This is a genomic window from Desulfogranum aggregans (assembly GCF_055398265.1).
In genome coordinates this window covers 1,121,155-1,143,802 of the sequence record NZ_AP042447.1, presented here as the reverse complement: position 1 = coordinate 1,143,802, position 22,648 = coordinate 1,121,155, and the positions used below count along the sequence as shown (strand labels likewise).

Sequence of the window (22,648 nt, the reverse complement as noted above, 5' to 3'; positions counted from 1 at the left end):
ATCTCGATGGATGTTTTAGCATTATAACTGAATTTTTTGAGGTGATTCTTACTAAGTTATCTGTATTGATGAAAAGATAGCAAAACACCATAAGGTGTTTTCAATAATGACACTTTTCATTATTTAATCCATACCAGATTATAAAGATCTGATCTCCGGCTTTCCATATTTCTTACACTGCCTTTTTTGCGTAGCTCTTTTAACAGATCAATATCAAGATCTGTTATAAGTGTCGTTTCAATGCCGGGAGTCGCCTGGGATGCCACGGCATCATGAGGGAAAGAAAAATCTGAAGGTGTAAATATTGCAGACTGGGAATATTGAATCCCCATGGTTTCTACTTTAGGAATATTGCCAACACTTCCAGATATGGCTACATAACATTCGTTCTCAATTGCTCTGGCTTGAGCACAACGCCTTACCCTGAGGTAACCATTTTGAGTATCTGTCCAGAAAGGGACAAGCAATAATTTCATGCCTTTTTCTGTCTGAAGTCTTGCCAGCTCGGGAAATTCCACATCATAGCATATTAATATCCCAATCTTGCCGACATCTGTATCAAAGACTTTAAGCTCATCGCCTCCGATAAATCCCCAATGGTTTTCCTCATCCGGCGTTATATGTATTTTCTCCTGACTATCCCACGTGCCATCTCTGCGGCACATATAGCTGACATTACTTAGCCTACCGTCATCTGCAAGCACAGGAACACTTCCGGTAACTATATTGATATTATAGGTAAGAGCCATCTCCGTCATAGACTGGCGGAGCTTTTTAGAAAATTCAGCCAGCATACGCATGGCATCAGCGGGATTATACCCTTCGTACATATGAATTAAAGGTGCATTAAACAACTCGGGGAAAAGGACGATATCAGCCTGATAATCTGAAACGGTGTCAACGAAAAATTCCGCCTGCTGCATGAATTCATCAAAGGATGAGAAGCGCCGCATCTGCCACTGCACCACCCCAAGACGAACGATAGACTTGGTACCTCCAATCAGCCTTGTCTTTTCCTCATAATAAATATTCAACCATTCAAGCAAAACCGCGTTACCGCCAGATTGATGATCTTCAGCCCAGTAATTGGGTAACAGGTTTCTGACATGAAAATCGTTAGAGAGTTGAAAAGTTAATACATTGTCAACAAGTTCAAGATTCTTGACCTTTTCAATATATTCCTGAGCCGACATTTTGTCGGCATATTGTATATACCCGGGAATTCTTCCTCCAAATAAAATTCCTTTAAGATTGAGATTTACTGCAAGATCTTTTCGAGCATCATATAATCTTCTGCCAAGCCGCATGCCCCGGTAATCTGGATCAACTATAACGTCTATACCATAAAGATAATCGCCTTCAGGATCATGTGTTTTAAAAGAACCATTTCCGGTCACTTTAATATAAGTATGTGTTTTTCCTAATAATGTAAAGTCAACAATTACTGAAAGGGCAATAGCAACGGGACGTCCATTGTCTTCAATACAGACCTGACCTTCTCCAAATCGACTGATAAGATTGCTAAATTCTTCTAATGACCATGGTTCCGTGAGTCCTTTATAAACCTTGAGCCCCAGTTCCCGAACAGTATTATAATCTTCCAACTGAAGATGACGCAGGCCAAGCTTATGAATTACTTCATTTTTCATATCAATACACCGAACTTATTAGTTCACCGATCCCTGGAATAGGCTCTGATTTCAGCCTGATCTTTTCGCTCGAACATGTGGTTGAAGAGCACGCTTTTAACATGCTGAAAACATTTATCAAGAGTAAAAAGCACTACACTCCGCAACATTGCCAGGTTTCACAGGAGCAATCATTTTCTGTTTTTGAGTTTAACATGTTTGTTTTACATCTTTCTCCTTATTTTACAGTGAGCGGAGTTTGAAAACTTATGTGAAGAAACCAGTCATATCTCTCCATTTGACCTAAAAAAAGGCGATGCCATTCATGAAGAGGTCCTTCAGCATGCTGATATTGATGGAGCGAGAGTGGTTGTTGTAGCCATCAACGACCCTACCGCCACCCGAGAAATTGTTGAAACTGTCCGAAATCTGACCGATAAAGCGCACCTCATTGTGCGTACAAGATATCTCACGGAAATGAAACCGCTCTATGATTTAGGCGCCAATGAAGTGATTCCTGAAGAATTTGAAACATCGGTAGAAATATTTTCACGTGTTTTGGCCAATTATCTTGTCCCAATGGATGAAATAGACAAGCTTGTCATTCAACTCAGATCTGACGGATATGAGATGTTCCGTAAGCTCCCTGGGAAATCATCCTTGCTCTCTAATATTGATCTCCACCTCCCTGAGTTTGAGGTTGCTTCCATCCGCATTGAGAAGAATTCACCGATGGTGGGCAACACACTGCTTGATCTTGAATTACGAAAAAAACATGGTGTGACGGTTCTTGCTGTGCGACACGATTCTAAAACCTTTTCCAATCCTGAAGTGGATGCCCCATTTTATGTAGGTGATATTCTTTATGTAGTCGGCACACCTGAGAAGCTGGCTAAAATCAGACCGTTATTTATGCAGAATGGCAAGTAAGACAATACCGTAAGTTGACGATGATCTTCAAAGGGGAGGAGTCAACGTGGTGGTTGCCGACTCGGTGGATCAAACTCGGCGATGGAATAAGATCAAATAGAGCCACTGGTAAGATGTTCTGACCTTCGATATGCTAACATTACCAAGCAGAGGTTCAGGCGCGTTAGCGAGTCCGGCAGCGTTGACTTGTTAACCATGCCGGCAGGGCAAACTATATTCCACTTTTTCAGTTTTTTTCAAAATCAAGATGAACAGCTATAGTGCGACACACCGCCAGCGTTAAAAAACACCTTAGGCCTTAGGCGATAGTATTTATCTTCAACTTTTTGTGATTGCTCATCATATGGATAGCTAAGTACTTCCTGCAACTCTTTAACTAACGTATAGTCACCCTGCATGGCTTGCTGGTAGGCGGGGACAATCAACCACTCTCGCCATGCGTATTTGGGATTCGTCTGTTTCATATTTGCTGATATCTCCACCAAATTGCCGTCTTTAACGACGAGCTCTCGCCAGCTGTTTAGCCAAGATTGCCATTGCTCATCGAGTTGGTGTGAAGTTTTAACGTAGAAGCTCTTTTTCAATGCTGAAACATCCTCTGGTATATAGGATAACTCACGGAAAAAAATAGTGTAATCCACCTCTGAGTTGGTCATTAGCTGCATTAATTTTTTAAATACCTGTGGGTTAAATTCAGCCAAACCAAGTTTGGCCACCCACATTTTTTGAAGTTGTTTTTGCATTGAATCTGCAAAGCCATGGCGTACTTGATCGAAATTTTTTATTTCTTCAGTATTTTCTGTGAGTAGGGGTCTCACAGCTTTCCAAAACATGTGGTAATTCGCTTCCGCTGCGAGTGGCTGATTGAAGAATGAAAAGTGTTCGCCGCCGCCTGTCCAAGGTTGAAACTTAGGGTCAAATATTTCACAGAATCCAAATGGTCCATAGTCGAGGGTAAAGCCACCAGCAGCGCAATTGTCGCTATTATAATTACCCTGGCAGTAACCGACCCGTATCCAATTGGCCACAAGTAAAGTAAGACGCCGGCGAAATAGCTTGGCCAGCTCAATCAATTGATCTTCAAAAACAAGGTCTTGATTAATGTCGCTTTTGTATTCTCGTTCGATTAAATGCGATACAATCATGCGCAACTCTTCTAGTGCATTTGGATGAGCATTGCTGCGTGCGCGGCGGGCAAATAATTCTAGCTGACCAACGCGCAAAAAAGATGGCGCAACTCGAGTTGATATAGCCACTGGATTGCTCACCATAATATCAGGATCGGTGGTGTGGGAGTTTTGAGAATACCAAGGCCTGGTAACGGTCTCAGATTTAGAAACATAGAGGGTTAAAGAGCGCGATGTGGGAACACCTAAAGCCTGCATATACTCTTGCGCTAGAAACTCACGCACACTTGAACGTAGTACTGCACGCCCGTCGGCACCACGGCAATAAGGCGTTGAGCCGCCACCTTTTAATTGCATTTCCCAGCGCTGCCCATTTATTATTCCTTCAAATACAGATATCGCCCGACCATCGCCATAACCATTGCCAGTACCAAATGGACATTGTTGGGTATATTCGGTGCCGTAAATCGACAATGCATAGCCGGTCGCCCAGCCTACCTGACGCATAGGCTCATGCACAGCAGAGAGGTCACCAGAAAAAACCTGGCGAAATTGAGGGTCAAACGCTAGCTCGTCGCTTAACCCAAGTTCATTAAAAAAAGTGCTGCTATGGGTTACATATTCCGAATCTGCAAGCGGCGTAGGTGTCACAGGTACGAAATGACCGGAAAACACCTGACGGGCACGGTGATCATCGCCATCTCCGTCGGCATCTGGGTCGGCATTCAAGGTATCCATAAAAGAATAATCAACTAACTGCACAAAATCATCAAAGGTCGTTACGCGACATTCGGCAGATGGTTTAGATGTATATGACATTGTTGCTATCACCTCACTAGTGGGAGCGCGCATTTTGCGCTTTCTCAGAAGGATGCAGGTAAAAAGAACACCCTAAGGCTTAATTTATGGTTGGGTACGGTATAAGATCACCCGTACCGACCGTTGCATCCAGATAGGGCATTTCACTACTACACTTCAATTTCACTGGCCTGAGTTATTCGAACACTTCTCCAAGAAAGCTGGCGAATTGTCGCCATGATTTTTTGTCTGGGTCTTCTCCGTAAAGTGGTGAGTCAAAGACGGTGAAGGCATGGGGAGCACCGGCGAAGGTTACCATCTAATGGGATATGTCAGCATCCTCCTACTCTTCGGCAAGAGGAGCAACGTCATCCATGCTGAAAGCAGCATCAGCCGTTCCGTGAACAATGAGTATTTTGCATAGTATCATGGTCGTCAGCCCACCGTGAAAGGAAACCAATCCCTTCATCTTCTCACCGGAGCGGGCATGTTCGAGTACCACGATACCTCCGAACAACACTCCATGGCCACACCTCCAATCACTGTAGCTGGATATGGTATGAACGATATCCCTCTGTCAAAGATGATAAAACATCAGTTCGACGATACAAGGGGGGGCGGTAAATGAGTATGGTATTGTAAAGCCTCAAAGAATACTTTTTCTTCGCGTCCAATGGATATTTACCGCGGCTGGTGAGGGGATATGAGACAATAAATGCTCACTCAGCAGTTGAAGGAATTGGAACGGAGTGCACTTATGGTGAGGACTGTATATCCAGAAGTTCCACCACGGATAAATATAGCCTCACGGACCTGGGAAAAACGGCTTTTCCAGTTCTTGAGATGATGCATACGTTGGCGATAGAGCCACCTCTTACAGACCAAGTGAGCCAATTCACCGCAGATGATTTTGTCGATGCGATTTAGGAGCGTGGATGCAAGTTTAATAGAGGAGGCATGACCATGACGATGTTAATGAATCCCCACACCGGCAGAGTGGCAACCGAAGAAGAGTGGCATGAAATATTTGCAAATTCATCTTCTGAAGAATGGGGTGGTGAAAACTTTGAAGATGCAGATTTAACTCCAGTCATCTTTAATAGCGTCGGGGTTTGGGTGGAAGTGGATTGATATATGTACACCTGAGTGCAAACCCGGGATATCGACGATCTGTCTGTGTTTGGTGAAAAGGTTCGCTGTCAGTGAGCAGATCGTGTGCAGGGAGTTCGACAGTCCCCGTAAAAAACGGATGTTGACAGAGGTCGGGATAGATAGTGCAGGCTCTCTCTGCTCTTCAGTCATTTTCGACAATTTACTTTTTTCCATAAAACTGTTTTTTCAGTTTAAGCAACTGGTAGTGGATGCCTACGATAGTCACCTGGGATTACCTGGTTTGTTTGTTGGACACCGGTAACCGGAAGTGATCTTGTTTTATTCGATGGACTATTTTTTCAGGCATCACCACATTCTCGCTTCAGATATATCTCACTCAGAACGTAGATGCTGTCGGCATTGCCGACGAGACGGTGTCGGTGTTCTTTTCTTTGTTTGATCACAGAAAGATTTTTCTCCATTGGCAGCAGCACCTGATCAGGATCGTCTTGACATTTTTGAGCAAAACAGTATGTATAAAATATGATTACACATACTGTTTTATTCAATACAAAATTAACAGCATTTCAGTGTCAACCGCAGAGACCACCCAACTTTGTCACTATTGAAAGAAATCTATGAAGAATCGAAAAGATATCCATGAGCGCGTACTTAAAGCTACGAGCAAGGAAGAGTTAATGGCGGCCTATCATGAATGGGCAGAGCATTACGACCATGACCTGATAGATGAATTGGCCTATGTCGCACCATTGGCAGCAAGCAAGATGCTCAACAGGTATACAGAGCCTAGTTCGACTCGCTTGCTGGACGCCGGTTGTGGTACCGGTCTGGTCGGAGAGTGTCTGCGTGAATTGGGGTATGCCAACATTGATGGTATTGATTATTGCAAATCCATGCTCAACAAGGCGAAAGAAAAGCAGGTGTATAATTCGCTGATCCATGCGGATCTCACAAGCGTTCTGGATTTGGCGGATGACCACTACGATGCAGCCATTTGTGTCGGCACGTTTACGTGTGGCCACATTGGACCAGGGGCCTTTCACGAGCTGATCCGGGTAGTCAAACCCGGTGGGTATATCTGTTTTACCGTGCGTGATCAAGCCTGGCAGGAGGAGAAGTACGGCGCGGCTATCCAAGCCGTTGAAAATAAGGGTGAGTGGAAACTAATGGAAGAAAATGTTTCCGATTATATTCAACAGGAAGGGTCGCTGTGTAAAATCTGTCTCTATCAGGTAACAAAATAACAAACTATGGAGGACAAATAATGAAAGCATTGCTGCATGCATTGTTTATTGCCAGTTTTCTTTGTACACCGGTGGTGGCAATGGATACTTTGCCGGGAAAAGGGGTGAAAGTCGCTCCTGCTCGAGGAAATTGGAATACCGGGTACTTTCAGGAGGCTATTGTTCGGGCTGGTCTCAAGGAGCTGGGCTACGACGTTGCAAAACCCAAGGAACTCCAGAACACCATGTTCTACCAGGCCCTCGCCCTTGGCGACGTTGATTATTGGGCCAACGGCTGGTTCCCCATGCACAATACTCAGATGCCGAAAAACTTTTACGATAAGGCGGATACTGTCGGCTACGTGATGAAAAATGGCGGCATGCAGGGATACCTGATTTCAAAAGCCGCAGCTGATCAATTCAACATTACCTCGCTTGATGATTTTAAACGCCAGGAAGTGAAGGCACATTTTGATATAAACAATGATGGCAAGGCCGATCTCATGTCGTGCGAATCAGGGTGGGCCTGTGCGGAAACGATTGATCATCATTTAAACGTGTATGAGCTGGAAGATCACATTAATCAGGTGCAGGCCGCATATACTGCGAGCATGGCTGACGCCCTTGCCCGCCATAAAGCAGGTAAGCCGATTTTTTTCTATACTTGGGCTCCGAACTGGACCATTTTCAAGCTGCTCCCCGGAAAAGATGTTGTCTGGATAAACGTACCTGAGATTATTCCCCGTGAAGCACAGAAAAACGATACCGACCGTATGGTGGCCAGTGGTGTGACTGGTGCTGTAAGCGACCCGGTCAAACTCGGTTTTATTGCCGCTGATATTCGCATAGTGGCCAATAAACAATTTATGGCTGAAAATCCTGCTGCTAAACGATTTTTTGAAGTATTTTCCATTCCTCTCAAAGACGTGAATGAGCAAAACACGAAAATGCAGGACGGTGAAAAATCGCAAAAAGACATCGAGCGTCATGCCCAGGAGTGGATAGAAAAAAATCGCACCGTCTGGGACAAATGGCTTGAGGAGGCTCGTCAAGCCGCTGTCTGAGGCATGAATGTTTTTGAGAAAATCTGCGCCATTGTCACGGTGGCGAATCGCTTGAGGGGCAAATATACCTGACCGATTTCTGGCACGGAGTGTTGAGCACATTACCAGTTGATTGAGGGCGTAAGGTGGCTGTAGCCGGGAGGAATCAAGGCTCAGACTCCAGGGTCATCGTAGCCTCTCACTTAACTGGCGCTGTTTGACGAGTGACGGACCATAACCTCGAGAAGTGCACCATGACGAAAAATGTCAATCGACTGATTCGAGGCCGGGCTGCTGATCCTCTATCAGGTGCGGCAGGGTCCGTTGATGCTGGAATGGGCGTCGCAGTTGACTGAGCGGCAGGTAGAGCTCTTTTGGTCTGATGAGCAGCAATGTTTTTTTGACAGTGCAGCCGATCCGACCCTCCCGCTCCGGCTGTAGGGGGATTTTTTTCCGCACGCCTGGTTGCTTGCCAATCTCGCCTGGTTTGGGGCATTGCAGCTGACGTGGTCAGTGATGGCATCCTGCACAGTGCCGTGCTCTACGGTGCTGAGGAACTGGAAGCCTACCTGGCAGACGGTTGGCAGGAAAGCGGTCATGTGCGCTGCCCTGTGAACGCTGGCCGATGAGGTTTTGAATGAATCCACAGCCCGGTCAACGCAGTATTCTGTTGCCGAGCCTGTAGGCAAAGGAAGTGTAACGATTTCGCGCCTGAGATTCACCGGCAAAAGAGAGCTACAGGTTAGCTTCAGCTGTACTTTCTTGAAATCAGGTATCTGTTCTGCTTCTTCATGCTCATATTTACCATATGGTACACCAAATATACCCTGGAGCGACGCTGGTCATGTTTTGGCTCTTTCCTTCCCGTCCAGAAAGGACCTTTGGGTATACCATCCAGTGACTTAATTTTGGTTGCTCGCTGTACCTTCTACAGAAATTTTTCTGCTTGAAAGATGGGTGAAGTGGGGAAGAAATGTCCATATGGCTAACACTACCCCACCGCTGGTCATAGCAAGCACACCGATGGTCATTACCTTGTCCTGCCATTCAAGTGATATGAACCACATGGAAAAGGCCGCAACAATGAAGTACACAAAGATCAAAAGAGAGGACGCGGCGCCAGCGCCACGCTCCACCTGCTCCAGCACCATGTTGTTGCTGGGAGGACGGCTGAGGCCGAATGAAAATGATGCAAGGGCCATGGGAATGGTCAAACCCCACGGACCTGAGATAATATTGGCAAACATGAGTGTTCCTGCAGTCAGCAAACCGGCGAAACTGACAGTCAGCAACCCTCTCGCATCGATCAGTTTCTGCAGCCTGGTACAGGCAAAAGAACCGGCCATGATAGCCATGGCGTTCAACGCGAAAAAATAGCCGAACATCTGCTCAGAAAGACCAAACCTGCCTATGTAAATATCTGCAGCTGAACCGATGAATGAAAAATGGGGCAAGGCCGCCATGGAAAAGAGCAGGACCAGTCCGAAATATTTTTTATTGTTCAGCAGCGCTCCATACATTCCAAGAGATTTGGCAAGACTCCCCGCTGAGCGCTTTTGCATCGGTTCTTCCAGACGAAATACGCCCATCCAGGCAATTGCGCCAATTGCTGCCTGGGTGATGAATACCCAGTGCCAGGACAGCCAGGTCATGATCCAGCCGCCAAAAATTGGCGACAGCATCGGTGCCAAAGCCATGATAATTCCCATATAGGCGAGAATTCGCTGCCGTTCGTTGCCCTGATACACATCCTTGGTAATGGCCATCGCAATAACCGAGGCAGATGCCGAACCCACCCCCTGAAGAATGCGAAAAATAATCAAGAGTATGGCATTACCGGAAAAGGCACACAACACGCTTGCTCCGATATAGAGTGCTATCCCCGCCAGCAGTGGCGGTCTTCGTCCAAATTGGTCTGAAAGAGGGCCATACAGGAGCAGGCTGATACAGTAACCGATAAAGAAACCCGCCAGAGTCATGTTGATGACGGTCATGGGTTGCTGCCAGGTATCCTGCAACAGGGGGAGCGCAGGAAGGTACATGTCGGTAGACAAGGGGGGAAAAGCCGCCAGCAAAGAGAGAAGTAAAAAGAGGTAAATGTTACGATGATGCGTTTCGTTTGGTGTGCTCATTGAGGAGGTAATCTGTCGGTAAAAAGGGTGTGTGGCAGAAAAGTGCTTAACAACTGCAGCATTCTTTCGAGGATGTGTTGCTCAATTAGGCGAACGTCTGGCAAAGGGTGTTTTTTTTATCTGCATCAGTGACAGCAGGCAGTTCTCAGGGCACTGCCTGCGTGCGTGAGCGGCGGGCTCCCCTGTCTGCCCTCTCATGTCCGTATATAGTCGCATAGAAATGTGTAAAAAATAAGGAGAGAATGTTAAAAAAATATGACGTTGAAAGATAATATTTTCTCTTGTGCTAAGCCCCTTGGACAGGGGACTTTACCTCGGAGAGGGGGGGCGAATTTCCCTGGCATGTGACCAACACAGGAAAAAAGCCGGTACCGCTTTCAATTGTCCGACAAGCGAGATGGCAAGAGATCCCTGTTCTTATTTTTGAGTGCGGATGTGAGGCCGAGATAGACCGATTACGTTGCCCCGTGCAGATACAGATTCTGCAGGCGCTGTGGAATATAACTTATTCGACGGCAGCCCGCAGTATGGGCTGCCGCCAAATGGGGTGACCGCAAGTCGACTGCCTAAAGGGCGCCGTCGACGATTGAAGTGGGGAGGGCGTGCTTGACATCGTAGATAACGGCGTTCTGTTTGCACAGGCCTTGCACAGCATCAGCGGAGAGTTCCGTGTATTGACGATGGGCCACGGCCAGGACAACCGCGTCGTAGTGTTCCGCCTGCAGGTGATCGATCATCGAGATCCTGTAGCGGGCACTTGCTTCTCCATTGTCAGCCCACGGGTCATGAACATCCACTTCCGCGCCGTAACTTTCCAGCTCGTAAACGATGTCCGTTACCTTGGTGTTGCGCAGGTCAGGGCAGTTTTCCTTAAAGGTCAGTCCGAGTACCAGTATTTTTGCATTGGCCACGTGAATACGTTTTTTGAGCATCAGCTTGATAACTTCGGAGGCAATGTATCTGCCCATGCCATCATTCAGACGGCGGCCGGCCAGAATCATTTCCGGGTGGTATCCCACCTCCTGAGCCTTATGGGTCAAATAGTAGGGGTCTACGCCAATGCAGTGACCGCCGACCAAGCCAGGACGGAAAGGGAGGAAGTTCCATTTTGTTCCGGCTGCTTCCAGTACCTCCAGCGTATCGATGTCAAGTTTATTGAAAATGAGCGCCAGCTCATTGATCAGGGCGATGTTGACGTCGCGTTGGGTATTTTCAATGACCTTGGCCGCCTCGGCAACCCTGATGGAGCTTGCTTTGAACGTCCCGGCAGTGATAATCGAAGCGTAGAGGTCATCGACAAATTCGGCAATTGCCGGGGTGGATCCGGAGGTTACCTTCATAATGGTCGGTAGCCGGTGCTCATGGTCTCCAGGATTGATACGCTCCGGGCTGTAGCCGGCAAAAAAGTCGCGGTTATATTCCAACCCTGAAAGTTGTTCGAGCAACGGGATGCATACCTCTTCTGTTGCACCTGGATAGACAGTTGATTCATAGACGACCACATCTCCCTTGGCCAACACGGCGGCAACGGTTTTTGAGGCACCTTGGAGCGGGCTCAGATCGGGCCGTTTATTGCTGTCAATGGGGGTGGGGACGGCGACGATGTATACGTTGCAGTCTCGCAGGTCATCAATCGTGGCCGTGTAGCTGAGTCCACCCGCCTGCTGCAATTCTTCGCTGGGCACCTCCAGGGTGGAATCAATGCCGCGCTTGAGTTCATCAATCCGTTCCTGTTTGAGGTCAAATCCCACGGTGGCATACCGCTTACTGAATTCGACCGCCAACGGCAGGCCAACATAACCAAGGCCGATGACGGCAATGCGTGCAGAGTGTATATCGGGCATTGGGGTGCTCCTTATCCTGGTTGATTATGAGAAAAGTGGTGATGATGCTTTCTTGTGTGGCTTTGGACCTGAATTAATCAAGGTTCACGATTGGTACACAAATGTATGACGGCAAGGCAATGATAAAAAGAGTGTGGAGCAGTACCTTGCCATTTGAGCAGGTGTCCCACCTTGGTGCGCAGCCCAGAGCCTTTGAGCGCGCCTGCGTCTTTCCCTCCCTGTCCGGATGTATCGTTGCAGAACAGGGAATGGTAAAAAAACAGCATTCAGACTGTCACTGATACAAGGGTTGGGGTTAATCGCCGTAGTAAATCACCCCGCTGGTATCGGTCTCACTGACTTCAACCGCATGCAGTCGGTATCTGTCGGTTTGCAATGTAGGTTTGAGTTCTCTGAATATGTACATGGCAATATGTTCCGAGGAAGGGTTGTGCTCGGCAAACGCAGGGTGCGCATTGAGATCGCAATGGTCGAGGGTGTCGATGACGGTGTTCACGTGCTGCTTCAGGATTGTAAAATCAATGCCCATGCCGAGCTTGTCCAGTTGGTCCGCACGCACCGTTACTTTGACCTTCCAGTTATGGCCATGGGGTTTTTCGCAGGAGCCCGGATAATCGCGGAGGTGATGACCACCGGAGAAGTGAGTTTTGATAAAAATATCCATTGGAGCCTTTGTTCCTTGCGCAATGCGGTATAGAATAAAGCTGGTGACAGGAAGATGGCACACCTTGCCGCAGCTGATTCAGTATAGACTAGATAGATGAAAAAAACTTGCGACACTCTATTTCATGGGCATTTACAATGCAACCAGTATGAGCAGGGGTATCGTTTTTCCATAGATGCGGTGCTGTTGGCACATTTTTGTCAGTTCACCAAAAGCGACCTGCGGGTGCTTGATCTCTGCTGCGGTTGCGGCGTTATCGGACTGATTATAGCCTATCGTCATGCCGCTGTTCGGGTATGGGGTCTGGAACTGCAGCCCTCGATGGTCGAACTGGTCGAGGAAAATGTCGCCATTAACGGGTATAAGGATCGTTTTTCCGTGATCGCTGGCAATGCCGTGCAGATAGGGCAGTATCTCCAGCCTGAGTCATTTGATCTGGTGGTATGTAATCCTCCCTACGGCAAACGATCGGGTGGCAGACAAAATCGGCACCAGACCGTGAGCATTGCCCGTCATGAGGTCAATGGGAAATTACGGGATTTTGTTCGCGCTGCCGCTTTTGCAGTCAAAAACAGGAAAAGGGTCGCTTTTATCTATCCGGCGATCTACACCGGCAAGTTGCTGGCCGAGCTTGCCCGTCAGCGATTGACGGTCAAACGGATACAACCGGTCTACTCGTACCCCGGAGAACAGAGTGCCCGGCTGGTTTTGATGGAAGCGGTCAAAAACGGGGGAGAACAGTGCGATCTGCTGCCTCCTTTTTATATTTATGCCCGCAAAAACGGGGAGTATACACCAGCAATGGAGGCGAAGTACAGGGGATGAGATGCTTGCCAAGGTAATGAGTGGTGCGGTGGTCGGGGTAAACGGCCTGTTGGTTGAGGTAGAGGTGGACCTCGCGCAGGGCCTGCCAGCTTTTTCCACGGTGGGACTTCCCGAGGGGGCGGTGAGGGAGGCCAAAGATCGAGTGAAAGCGGCAATCAAGAACGGTGGATATGATTTTCCTCCACGGAAGATAACCGTCAACCTGGCCCCGGCTTCGATCAAGAAAGAGGGCGCCGGATATGATCTGCCGATAGCTTTGGGTATTCTTGCCTCTGCCGGGCTGCTCCAGGGCGATGTCCTTTCCGGAACAGCTGTTGTCGGAGAACTCTCCCTTGATGGTTCGGTAAAGGCGGTTCGGGGTATATTGTCCATGGCGCTTGCTGCAAGGGATAGAGGAATTCGGCGGTTTCTGGTTCCTGCTGCCAATGCTGCGGAGGCGGCGGTAGTAGGCGACCTCCAGGTCATAGGGATCGAGCGCATCGATCAGGCCGTGGAGTTTCTGACCGGTGCACTGGATATTGCCCCTGCAGCGGTGAATCTGGAGCAGTTTTTTACTGCTCCCGACCGCTATGAAGCCGACTTCAGTGAAGTGAGGGGACAGGAACATGTCAAGCGGGCCCTGGAGGTTGCCGCTGCAGGAGGGCACAACATCCTGCTCAGCGGCGTTCCTGGGACCGGCAAAACAATGATGGCGAGAAGGCTTCCGGCCATCCTGCCAGACCTCACCCTGGAAGAAGCCCTGGAAACAACCAAAGTCTATTCCTCTGCCGGAAACCTGCCGCCAGAGGTGCCGCTCATGGCCAGTCGACCCTTCCGGGCTCCCCATCACACGGTTTCTGATGCCGGCTTGATAGGTGGGGGCAATGTACCGCGGCCCGGCGAGGTATCGTTGGCGCACAACGGGGTTCTTTTTTTAGATGAGCTGCCTGAATTTCGTAAGAACGTGATCGAGGTGTTGCGGCAGCCAATGGAAGACGGGCATGTAACCATTTCTCGTGCCACCATGAGTCTCCATTTTCCTGCAAGATTTATGCTTGTAGCAGCGATGAACCCCTGCCCGTGCGGTCATTTGGGTGATCCGGTTCGCGATTGCTCCTGTACTCCACAGCAGGTACAGCGCTATCGAAGCCGTCTGTCTGGTCCGCTTCTGGACCGTATTGACATGCATGTGGATGTTCCGGCAGTGGACATGGATAAGCTCACCAGAGAAATCCCCGGTGAAACTTCGGCACAGATCAGGAAAAGGGTCAACGGTGCACGTGCAATCCAACTTGAACGGCTTGAGAGCGAACGAGGCATCTACTGCAATGCTCAAATGCAGACACGGCATATAAAAACATACTGCAGTCTTGACGATTCTTCCCGTAACCTGTTAGAGGGTGCCATAACCCGACTCGGTTTATCTGCCCGTGCCTATTACAGGATAGTGAAAATTGCCCGAACCATTGCTGATCTCGAAGGAAAAAAACAGCTTGAAGTTGCCCATGTTGCTGAGGCCGTGCAGTACCGGAGAATGCAGTATGATCACTGATTCCGTGCGGTGCGGCCTGCATGGCCGGTTCATGTCTCTTTGCTGCAGGTATTTCACGTTTGTACCCGATGTCTTTTACAGGCAGCGGACGGCTCCATTGGTTGAAAGCAAAAATCATGTCGTTAAATAACCGACTTGTGCCTCGAAATGTGTTGGTTGCCTTCCTGCTGTTGCTGGCCCTGAGTGGTGCAACCTATTTGCTGACCTCCAATTTACGGTCGCTCCCCGACCCTGCGGAACTTGTCCCCTGTGACAGTCTTGCCCTGCTCAAGGTCAAAAACCTGGCAAAAACCATCAGGACCTTTAAAGGTTCTCCCTTTGGGCAACAGCTGACTGATGCGGAGGTAGCGGATGCGCTAGGTCAGTTTGAATTGGACCGGCAACTGGAGGTACAGATTCTTCAGGGGGTGGAAATATTTAATTCCCTGGCAAGTCATCCGCTAACTCGCCTCGTTCTCAGCCGTCAGTCGGCATTGGCGCTGCTGCCCGCAGACGATGCGATATCCTTGAGTCCTGAGGCATTTATCCTGCGTAATCTGGTATTTGTCGCGCAGTCGAAAGTGCCGGTGGCGCCGGGAACTTTTTTTGCCGGAATTCTACCAGGCAAGGTGACATTCAGCCACAGTACCTATCATGGGGAAACCATCACTGCAGGACGAATGGAGAATGGCCGGACAATTTATTATGCTGCGCTGGAAAGAAGCCTGGTGTGTGCTTTCTCCGCTTCAGCGGTGGAGCGGTGCGTCCGCCTGAGCAAGGACAGGCTGCTGCGTCCAGGACTCACCCTCGACCAGGATCAGGGATACCGGCAGTTCCGTAGGCAGCGGGGAGGCGCTGATGATCTCTTGCTCTATCTCAACCTGCCCGGCGTGCTGTCGACCTGGGAGGGGGTGACCAGTCAATCGGCCGGAACGTGGTCCTATCGGCACCAGGAGCGGTTGATCATCGCTCAGCGCCGAACCGGAAAACATTCTACGCTGCGCATGGTGCTCAAGGGCTATGCCGGCAAGCCTGACAGCATCCTCCAACAGTATCGACTGGCTCCTCCTGAACCTAGCCCCCATTTGCGGCAGGTCGTCTCCGGGGCAGCGGTTTATTTTTGGACCAACTGGTTGGATGTTTCCACCATCTGGACTGTCCTTTCCCAGGCACCGACCCTGAAGAGAGCAACTGCCATGTTCTTCGTGGCGCAAAAGTTCTATGAACACACCGGGGTAGATTTTGTAGGCTTTACCTCTCTGCTAGGCAGCCAATTCGGTTTTTACATTAACGAAGTGCCGTCAGCCTCTTTTGCTACCGTTCCGATGATCTGCCTGCAGCTGCAGTTGCGGGAACCACAGGAGATGAAAAAACTGCTCAGACAGCAGTTGGGACAGGTGCCGACAACCGTGACCCGACTGGGCGAGGTGGAGGCGGTGTCTCTCATCATGGCCAGAGGCCTTATTCAACCGACCTATGCGGTGGTGGGAGAGTGGTTGATTATTGCCGATCATATCAAACAGATTCGTCAGTTCCTCGATACCAGAAAAAAAGCGCTGGTGCGGGACGCTGCTTTTATGAAAGTGGATAATGGATTTTCCCAGAACAATAACCTGGTGCTCTATGCCCGCATCGACAAAGTTAATCAGGGGTTGAATCATCTGCTTACCTGGGGGGTCCGAGCTTTAGGTGAAACCTATGGATTGAATCCCACCCAGCAGGATCTGCTTATCAAGCGGTTGATAACCCCTGCTTTTGCAAGCCTGGACGGGGTTCGTTCGCAGGGAATACGACTTTTTGCCCGGGAACAAGACCTGGTGCTGGAACTTGATTTATTGTACAGTCCATCCGATAATTAATCCTGATATCAATTACTGCCATCCCCGGCAAGACTAGATTCCCCGTCTTCCTGGAAACCGGCATTACCCAACCGTTACAGTTATGGAAAAGCTCGTTGCTGAATTGAAAAAAATCCTGCCGCTCAAGTCGACAACAGCGGTAGGGGATATCGTCATCGTTGCCGGAGAAGAGCCGCAGTTTGTCACCTATGCTGTGGTGACCAAGATAGAAAGAGACGATACCCGCAAGCAGGAATGGTGGCATCTGACCATGCAGTTTTTGAGTGTACCTCCGCAGCAAGTGACCTGGACCCTGCGGACGCCACAGTTCACAGGAGAGGAAACATTTACCATGGGCGGCAACGGACGATTTATACAGGCTCTCGATTTTGCACCGGAAACGAGTGGAGAGGTCCCCCCCTTGCCTGAAACGGAAAATAAGCTGAACAAACATACCGAAAATCGGCCCGGCATTCGCAGAATAAAATGAAGCTGGTAACCGCTGAGTATAAGGTCGCCAACGCCAAAGGAGTACATGGGAGAGTTGCAACCCGTCTGGCAGAGATCGCCCTGCAGTATGAGGTGGAGATACGGCTCGTTTATCAGGGGCGAGAAGCCGACTGTGCTTCAATCCTTGATGTTCTCAGTATGGCGCTGGTGAAAGGCAGCGTGGTTGAAGTACGACTGATCGGTGGCCGGTCTGAAGCTGCCCTGCAGGTTGTAGGCGATGTACTCACAGCTGAAAAAGATCCTTGATACAGATGAACAATTCAAGAGCTGACAAGCCGAGCAGCCCAAAGCCAGCAGACCGTACCAACATTCTTCAAGGGATTGGCGTATCCCCGGGTATTGCCAGCGGCAGGGTGGTGGTCATTAAACGACAAACATGCCGGGCTGGCCGTTATCATCTTCCCCCGGACCACATTCCGCAAGAAGTCTCCAGATTTCACCAGGCGGTCTCTCAGGCCGAAGCTGAGCTTATCAGGTTGCGCGAAGATTTTGCCGACGACCTGGCCGATGCCCTGTCGATTATAGATTCACACATCCTCATGCTCAAGGACCGGATGATATATGATCAGACCATTGATTTTATCCGCTCTAACAATGTCAATGCCGAGTGGGCTCTTGCTCAATCACTCAATCATATAAAGAACCGATTTGACCAAATCGCCGATCCGTATATCAAGGAGCGGTATGCCGATATCAAGCATGTCGCGGACAGGGTGTTCGGCATTCTTTTTGGACGTCAGCCATATCAACTGGTCAACGCACAGGAACCGGTTATCGTTGTGGCTAATGACTTTTCTCCCGAGGATACCATGCAGCTCCATTCAGAGAAAATTCTTGGTTTTCTCTCTGAAAGGGGCGGTATTACCTCGCATACCGCTATCGTTGCCCGGTCGCTCAATATTCCCGCAGTTATCGGGCTGACCCATATTACCGGTTCCGTTGCCACTGGCGACAGGATTATTCTTGATGGTAACTCCGGAAGAGTCATCCTTCAGCCATATCCGGAACAGATAGAGGCCTACGAGCAGAAAGCCCGACTCAGCGGAAGCGTCGTTGATGCCCTCGCCCCTTATGTGCACCTTTCTGCAGAGACCCTCGATGGTTACAGCGTTCGCCTCAGTGCGAATATTGAAATGACCGAGGAAATGGAGTCAGTGTTTCGCTATGGTGGTGAAGGGATCGGTTTGTTCCGCAGTGAGTTTGATTATTTTCGACATCAGCAACAACCCGATGAAGAAGACCTGTTTCGCACCTACCGTCAATTGCTGGAGACCACGGCCCCGCATCCGGTAACGGTAAGGACGCTCGATGTCGGCGGGGATAAGTTCCTCGACCATCTCCGCGAGCATCATGAACAACTTGATCCGGAGCGTAATCCTGCTCTCGGTCTGCGATCAATTCGGTTTTCGCTGTATGAAATGGAGCTGTTTACTCTGCAGTTGCGGGCTCTTTTACGGGCCTCGGTGTACGGACGACTGCGAATAATGTTGCCGCTGGTCTCTTCGTTGTCAGAATTGCTTCAGGTTAAAACCGTTTTGCGTGAGGTGCAACAAGAGCTGCTCCAGCAAGGAGTGGCGGTTGATGAAGCCATTGAACTTGGGGTGATGGTGGAGGTGCCCAGCGCAGTCATCTTGGCCGATGTATTTGCCCGGGAGGTCGATTTCCTGGCCATTGGGACAAACGATCTTATTCAATACTCCCTGGCCATTGATCGCAGTAACCAACATGTAGCCCATATGTATGATCCTTATCATCCGGCGGTAGTGCGCATGATTAAGCAGACCGTCGATTCCGGGCATGCCCAGGGAATTCCTGTCTCTGTTTGCGGAGAGATGGCGGGCGATACCCTGTGCGCCTTGGTTTTGCTCGGCCTGGGAGTCGATGAACTGTCCATGCGCCCGGCAGTCATTCCCACCATAAAGTGGCTCCTCAGGCATTCCTCTTTCCGGCAGCTTCAGCAACTGGGGGATGAGCTGTTGTCGTGCGTTGACGGGCGGCAGACCAAACGTTTCGTACAGTCCTACTTTCAGGATAATTACCCATGTCAGGAGAGTCCTTGTGAATGAGCGAGATATTATTGCCCACATCACCAGCAATGCGCCCCATCAGGGCGAAGGCGTGGTGCTGGGTGTAGGCGATGATTGTGCCGTTATTGAGAAAGATGGACAGACAGTATGGTTGTTGACCATGGATACCCTGGTGGAGGGAGTTCATTTCGATCGCCGATGGCACCCGCCTGAGCAGGTCGGGCGTAAATCGATCGCCGTCAATGTAAGTGATATCGCCGCTATGGGTGGTGCACCGCGTTTTATACTTCTTTCTGCAGGTTTACCGGAATCTTTCGACCAAGAGTGGTTTACGGCTTTTTCCAATGGGGTGGCTCAGGGGTGCAGAGACTATGGTGCACTGTTGGTTGGCGGGGACACGGTCCGTTGCCCAGGAGGATTCAGCTTTACGGTAACAGTCATCGGCGAGATCCTGCGTGAGCGGGTACTCTACCGCAGCAATGCACAGAATGATGACGATCTCTGGGTCAGCGGGTACCTCGGACAGGCTGCTGCTGGACTGGCGCTGTTTTCCAGAGGACTCGCCGAAACCGACAAAGCGTTTGCTTCGTTGCTGGCGGCTCATCTTGATCCCCAAGCCCGGGTGAAGCTCGGACAGCAACTGGCTGCAACCGGGCAGGTGAATGCAATGATGGATCTCTCCGACGGACTGGCGACAGATCTGGCCCATCTTTGCCAGCGCTCCGGTGTCAGGGGTGAAATCATTGCCGCCAGGCTACCCGTCAGCGAGGCGCTTGCCAAGGCTGCCGACATCCTCAATGCTCGTCCGCTTTCCTTTGCCCTGAGTGGAGGGGAAGATTATGAGTTACTGTTTACTGCTCCTGCGGAGGCTTTGCCGACCATAGAAAAGGTCGGTCGCCAATGCGGAGTTCAACTTTTTCGAATCGGAAATATTCGTTCCGGTGATGGAGTTGTGCTCCTTTCCGAAGATGAGTTTGGTCGGCAAACCGAGCAGGCCATAGCCTATCAGGGGTTTGACCATTTTCGATCCTGACTCAGGGGAGGCACGCTCAACAGGTTTGGCTTCGGAAAAGTCGTAGCTCCCAAGAGCCTTGCAAAGATGCCTCTCATCCCTTGCCTTGATTGATCCCTCTTAAAAGGAAGGTGACCTACCTGCGCTCTTGTTCAGGAGCTGCCTGCATGCAGGGTACACCAGATTTCCCTGCCATGGCCTAAGGTGGATTGCCCGCTAAAAAGGCACGATCGGGTGAATGCTATCAACAATCACAGCGTACTGGCATTTCCTGAGCTGAGGAAGTTGGCTTACGGCCTCGGCGAGGGAGCTAAAATCCCAGGTTGAAGCTGGTAGTGGGGTCAACGTGCAGAAAAGGAGGAGTGTTGTAGGTCACGTGCGGTAATTTGCTGTAGATGTAAGGTTTGGGCCTGGTCCAACGAAATCTTCTTGGTGGGGAGCCGAAGTGAGTGAAAAAAAGGGAGGTTGTGGAAAACCTCCCTTTTTTACCCCAGCAACAGGTGAGCAGCTAGTTACCGAAAAACAGGTCGGGCAGATAGGTAACGATGCTTGGGAATAGGCAGAGGGTGATTAATCCCAAAATCTGCAGAAGGACAAAAGGGAGAATGCCCTTATAAATGTGCATCATGGAATATCCTGCTGGAGCAACACCTTTAAAATAGAACAGGGCATAGCCGAAAGGCGGGGTCAGGAAGGATGTCTGCAGGTTGACACACATCAGGATTGAAAACCAGAGCGGATCAAATTCAAGCTCCATGGCGATGGGCATAAAGATTGGAACCGTTACCAGCAGAATTGCGGCCCAGTCAATGAACATGCCCATCAGAAAGACAATGGCCATCATGATCAGGAGCACCGTCCACCGGTTGAGTCCACTGCCTATCAGCAGGTCGGCTACAACGTCCCCTCCGCCCATGGAGAGGAATACCGTGCTGAAAAATTTACCGCCGATAAAGAGCATCATGACCATTGCTGTTGTTTTCAGCGTGGCATGACTTGATTCTTTGATGACTGTCCAATTCAGTTTGCGGTTCAGCAGGGCGAGCACCATGGCGCCGAGGGCTCCAAGTCCGGCAGCTTCCGTAGGGGTCGCCACGCCGGCCAGGATGGTCCCCATGACGGCCAGGATCAATGCCAGTGGAGGAATCAACGACTTCAGGGTCATACCCCATTTTTGGGCTGCCGACCATTGACCGGCCTCTTCCTTGGAGATTGGTGGACCAAGCTCCGGTTTGAGGTTACAGAGGACGAAAATATAGAAAAAATAGAGACTGGCAAGCAGTAAACCCGGTAAAATTGCGCCGGCAAACAGGTTGCCCACGCTGGTTTCTTTCAGGCCGGTCAACCCGCCGTATACAACCATCATGATACTTGGAGGAATAAGGATGCCAAGTGTTCCGGCCGCACAGATAATGCCTGAGGTGAGATCTTTCTGATAGCCTTTGCGCAACAAGGCGGGAGTTGCCAAAAGGCCCATGGCAACAACCGATGCGCCGATGATGCCGGTGGTGGCGGCAAACACGGTGCAGACGACAACTACAGCCAGTCCCAGTCCGCCTTTGATGGAACCGAGAACAATGTAGAGTGCTTCAAAAAGCGAATCTGATACCTTGGAACGGTCAAGCAATTGCGCCATGAGGATAAACAGAGGGATAGCCACCAGCACGTAATTGTTCATCAACCCCCATGTATTGTTGGCAAACATCAAGAAAAGGCCGGAGATATCAAATCCGTTGTCGATCAGGCCAAAGAGCGTGGCCACGGCAGCCAGGGTGTATGCCAGGGGGTGGCCGAGAATAATGGCACCGATAAGGGTGCAGAACATGGCAATGGTGAGAAATTCAGGGCTCATTTATGCCTCCTTGGTTTCAGCATCGCTCTTTCCCATGAGGGTGGAGAGATCACGGATAAGGTTGGAGATGCCCTGGAGCAGCAGGAAAAGTAGGCATATTGCCATGATGACTTTTATGGGATAGATGGGCGGCGCCCAGCTAGTCGGATTTTTTTCCAAGTCCATGACCGATGCCGTGGCAAACTCAATGGAATACCAGGTAAGGCAAGCCATGACCGGCAGGAAAAACAACAGGGTGGTCAATGCGCCGAGCAGGGCCTGGATTTTTTTAGGGGCTGACTGGGTAAAGATGTCGACCCGCACATGGCCTCCGGTGACATCGGTATAGGAAACACCAAACATGAAGTGGAGACCGTAAAGAAAGGTAGTGGCCTCAAAACCCCAAACTGTTGGTGCGTTGAAACCATACCGCATGAGTACTTCGTATATGACAACAAGCAGCAGCGGCAGGATGAGCAGCGATGTCCACTCCCCCTGCAGGGTGATGCCTCTGTCTATCCATCGTGATAACCGTTGTAACATAACGCACCTCAATACACGGGGGCTATGGGTTCGGCGGATATCTCCCCTTG

Annotated in this window: 23 protein-coding genes and 1 pseudogene; 15 read left to right on the top strand and 9 right to left on the bottom strand. The window is 49.8% G+C overall.

The annotated features are described in order from the left end of the window. Nucleotides 1-119: 119 nt before the first annotated feature. Nucleotides 120-1,649, bottom strand: a complete 1,530-nt coding sequence (locus tag ACZ52Z_RS05320) for a GNAT family N-acetyltransferase (protein WP_464269715.1) — start codon at nt 1,647-1,649, stop codon at nt 120-122. 264 nt (nt 1,650-1,913) lie between these two features. Here ACZ52Z_RS05320 and ACZ52Z_RS05315 point away from each other — a divergent pair. Both ACZ52Z_RS05315 and ACZ52Z_RS05310 read left to right on the top strand, forming a co-directional pair. Next, nucleotides 1,914-2,132 (top strand): annotated as a pseudogene (locus ACZ52Z_RS05315) (NAD-binding protein); the annotation flags it as partial. After that, nucleotides 2,106-2,558: a cation:proton antiporter regulatory subunit gene (locus ACZ52Z_RS05310; protein WP_464270759.1), complete on the top strand. Its 453-nt coding sequence runs from the start codon at nt 2,106-2,108 to the stop codon at nt 2,556-2,558. The pseudogene ACZ52Z_RS05315 and the gene ACZ52Z_RS05310, both read left to right, overlap by 27 nt. 242 nt (nt 2,559-2,800) lie before the next feature. On the opposite strand, the gene ACZ52Z_RS05305 is transcribed toward ACZ52Z_RS05310, so the two are convergent. Continuing rightward, on the bottom strand, nt 2,801-4,504 hold the full coding sequence (locus tag ACZ52Z_RS05305; RefSeq protein ID WP_464269714.1) for a protein adenylyltransferase SelO: 1,704 nt from the start codon (nt 4,502-4,504) through the stop codon (nt 2,801-2,803). A gap of 322 nt (nt 4,505-4,826) precedes the next feature. After that, entirely contained in the window at nt 4,827-4,985 is a 159-nt protein-coding gene (locus ACZ52Z_RS05300; protein ID WP_464269713.1) for a hypothetical protein, read from the bottom strand. A gap of 213 nt (nt 4,986-5,198) precedes the next feature. Between ACZ52Z_RS05300 and ACZ52Z_RS05295 the strand changes: the two genes are divergently transcribed. The 5 genes from ACZ52Z_RS05295 to proX all read left to right on the top strand — a co-directional run bounded on the left by ACZ52Z_RS05295 (nt 5,199) and on the right by proX (nt 7,883). After that, a complete protein-coding gene (locus tag ACZ52Z_RS05295; protein ID WP_464269712.1) occupies nt 5,199-5,330 on the top strand; it encodes a winged helix-turn-helix transcriptional regulator in 132 nt (43 codons plus the stop codon). Nucleotides 5,331-5,446: 116 nt separating this feature from the next. Beyond that, nucleotides 5,447-5,614: a hypothetical protein gene (locus ACZ52Z_RS05290; protein WP_464269711.1), complete on the top strand. Its 168-nt coding sequence runs from the start codon at nt 5,447-5,449 to the stop codon at nt 5,612-5,614. 52 nt (nt 5,615-5,666) lie between these two features. Beyond that, the gene (locus ACZ52Z_RS05285) at nt 5,667-5,897 is read left to right on the top strand and encodes a hypothetical protein (protein WP_464269710.1); all 231 of its coding nucleotides are present in this window, start codon (nt 5,667-5,669) and stop codon (nt 5,895-5,897) included. Between the two features lie 316 nt (nt 5,898-6,213). Next, nucleotides 6,214-6,840 carry a class I SAM-dependent DNA methyltransferase gene (locus ACZ52Z_RS05280; RefSeq protein WP_464269709.1) on the top strand — a complete coding sequence of 209 codons (627 nt, stop codon included), beginning with the start codon at nt 6,214-6,216 and terminating at the stop codon, nt 6,838-6,840. A gap of 20 nt (nt 6,841-6,860) precedes the next feature. After that, nucleotides 6,861-7,883, top strand: a complete 1,023-nt coding sequence (gene proX, locus ACZ52Z_RS05275) for a glycine betaine/L-proline ABC transporter substrate-binding protein ProX (protein WP_464269708.1) — start codon at nt 6,861-6,863, stop codon at nt 7,881-7,883. Nucleotides 7,884-8,129: 246 nt separating this feature from the next. On the opposite strand, the gene ACZ52Z_RS05270 is transcribed toward proX, so the two are convergent. After that, the gene (locus tag ACZ52Z_RS05270) at nt 8,130-8,321 is read right to left on the bottom strand and encodes a hypothetical protein (RefSeq protein WP_464269707.1); all 192 of its coding nucleotides are present in this window, start codon (nt 8,319-8,321) and stop codon (nt 8,130-8,132) included. Nucleotides 8,322-8,368: 47 nt separating this feature from the next. Here ACZ52Z_RS05270 and ACZ52Z_RS05265 point away from each other — a divergent pair, with 47 nt between their 5' ends. Next, nucleotides 8,369-8,491 (top strand): hypothetical protein, encoded by a 123-nt coding sequence (locus tag ACZ52Z_RS05265; RefSeq protein ID WP_464269706.1) that lies wholly within the window; start codon nt 8,369-8,371, stop codon nt 8,489-8,491. Nucleotides 8,492-8,764: 273 nt separating this feature from the next. On the opposite strand, the gene ACZ52Z_RS05260 is transcribed toward ACZ52Z_RS05265, so the two are convergent. From ACZ52Z_RS05260 to queD, 3 genes are all read right to left on the bottom strand, one after another. Beyond that, nucleotides 8,765-9,994 (bottom strand): multidrug effflux MFS transporter, encoded by a 1,230-nt coding sequence (locus ACZ52Z_RS05260; RefSeq protein ID WP_464269705.1) that lies wholly within the window; start codon nt 9,992-9,994, stop codon nt 8,765-8,767. Nucleotides 9,995-10,560: 566 nt separating this feature from the next. Beyond that, a complete protein-coding gene (tviB, locus tag ACZ52Z_RS05255) occupies nt 10,561-11,838 on the bottom strand; it encodes a Vi polysaccharide biosynthesis UDP-N-acetylglucosamine C-6 dehydrogenase TviB (protein WP_464269704.1) in 1,278 nt (425 codons plus the stop codon). Nucleotides 11,839-12,133: 295 nt separating this feature from the next. Then, nucleotides 12,134-12,502: a 6-carboxytetrahydropterin synthase QueD gene (queD, locus tag ACZ52Z_RS05250; protein WP_464269703.1), complete on the bottom strand. Its 369-nt coding sequence runs from the start codon at nt 12,500-12,502 to the stop codon at nt 12,134-12,136. A 96-nt stretch (nt 12,503-12,598) separates the two neighbouring features. Here queD and ACZ52Z_RS05245 point away from each other — a divergent pair, with 96 nt between their 5' ends. The 7 genes from ACZ52Z_RS05245 to thiL all read left to right on the top strand — a co-directional run bounded on the left by ACZ52Z_RS05245 (nt 12,599) and on the right by thiL (nt 20,245). Further along, on the top strand, nt 12,599-13,327 hold the full coding sequence (locus ACZ52Z_RS05245) for a tRNA1(Val) (adenine(37)-N6)-methyltransferase (protein ID WP_464269702.1): 729 nt from the start codon (nt 12,599-12,601) through the stop codon (nt 13,325-13,327). A 1-nt stretch (nt 13,328) separates the two neighbouring features. Next, entirely contained in the window at nt 13,329-14,858 is a 1,530-nt protein-coding gene (locus ACZ52Z_RS05240) for a YifB family Mg chelatase-like AAA ATPase (RefSeq protein ID WP_464269701.1), read from the top strand. A 116-nt stretch (nt 14,859-14,974) separates the two neighbouring features. Further along, nucleotides 14,975-16,696: a hypothetical protein gene (locus tag ACZ52Z_RS05235; protein WP_464269700.1), complete on the top strand. Its 1,722-nt coding sequence runs from the start codon at nt 14,975-14,977 to the stop codon at nt 16,694-16,696. Between the two features lie 82 nt (nt 16,697-16,778). Next, nucleotides 16,779-17,165: a hypothetical protein gene (locus ACZ52Z_RS05230; protein ID WP_464269699.1), complete on the top strand. Its 387-nt coding sequence runs from the start codon at nt 16,779-16,781 to the stop codon at nt 17,163-17,165. After that, nucleotides 17,162-17,431 carry an HPr family phosphocarrier protein gene (locus tag ACZ52Z_RS05225; protein ID WP_464269698.1) on the top strand — a complete coding sequence of 90 codons (270 nt, stop codon included), beginning with the start codon at nt 17,162-17,164 and terminating at the stop codon, nt 17,429-17,431. Before ACZ52Z_RS05230 ends, ACZ52Z_RS05225 begins: the two co-directional genes overlap by 4 nt. Before the next feature lie 5 nt (nt 17,432-17,436). After that, nucleotides 17,437-19,251 (top strand): phosphoenolpyruvate--protein phosphotransferase, encoded by a 1,815-nt coding sequence (gene ptsP, locus ACZ52Z_RS05220; protein WP_464269697.1) that lies wholly within the window; start codon nt 17,437-17,439, stop codon nt 19,249-19,251. Beyond that, nucleotides 19,244-20,245, top strand: a complete 1,002-nt coding sequence (gene thiL, locus ACZ52Z_RS05215; RefSeq protein ID WP_464269696.1) for a thiamine-phosphate kinase — start codon at nt 19,244-19,246, stop codon at nt 20,243-20,245. The genes ptsP and thiL overlap by 8 nt, the downstream gene beginning before the upstream one ends. 487 nt (nt 20,246-20,732) lie before the next feature. Here the strand turns inward: thiL and ACZ52Z_RS05210 are convergent, their stop codons facing one another. Continuing rightward, the gene (locus tag ACZ52Z_RS05210; protein WP_464269695.1) at nt 20,733-22,076 is read right to left on the bottom strand and encodes a TRAP transporter large permease; all 1,344 of its coding nucleotides are present in this window, start codon (nt 22,074-22,076) and stop codon (nt 20,733-20,735) included. Further along, entirely contained in the window at nt 22,077-22,598 is a 522-nt protein-coding gene (locus ACZ52Z_RS05205; protein WP_464269694.1) for a TRAP transporter small permease subunit, read from the bottom strand. It lies immediately after the preceding gene. Nucleotides 22,599-22,648 lie beyond the last annotated feature (50 nt).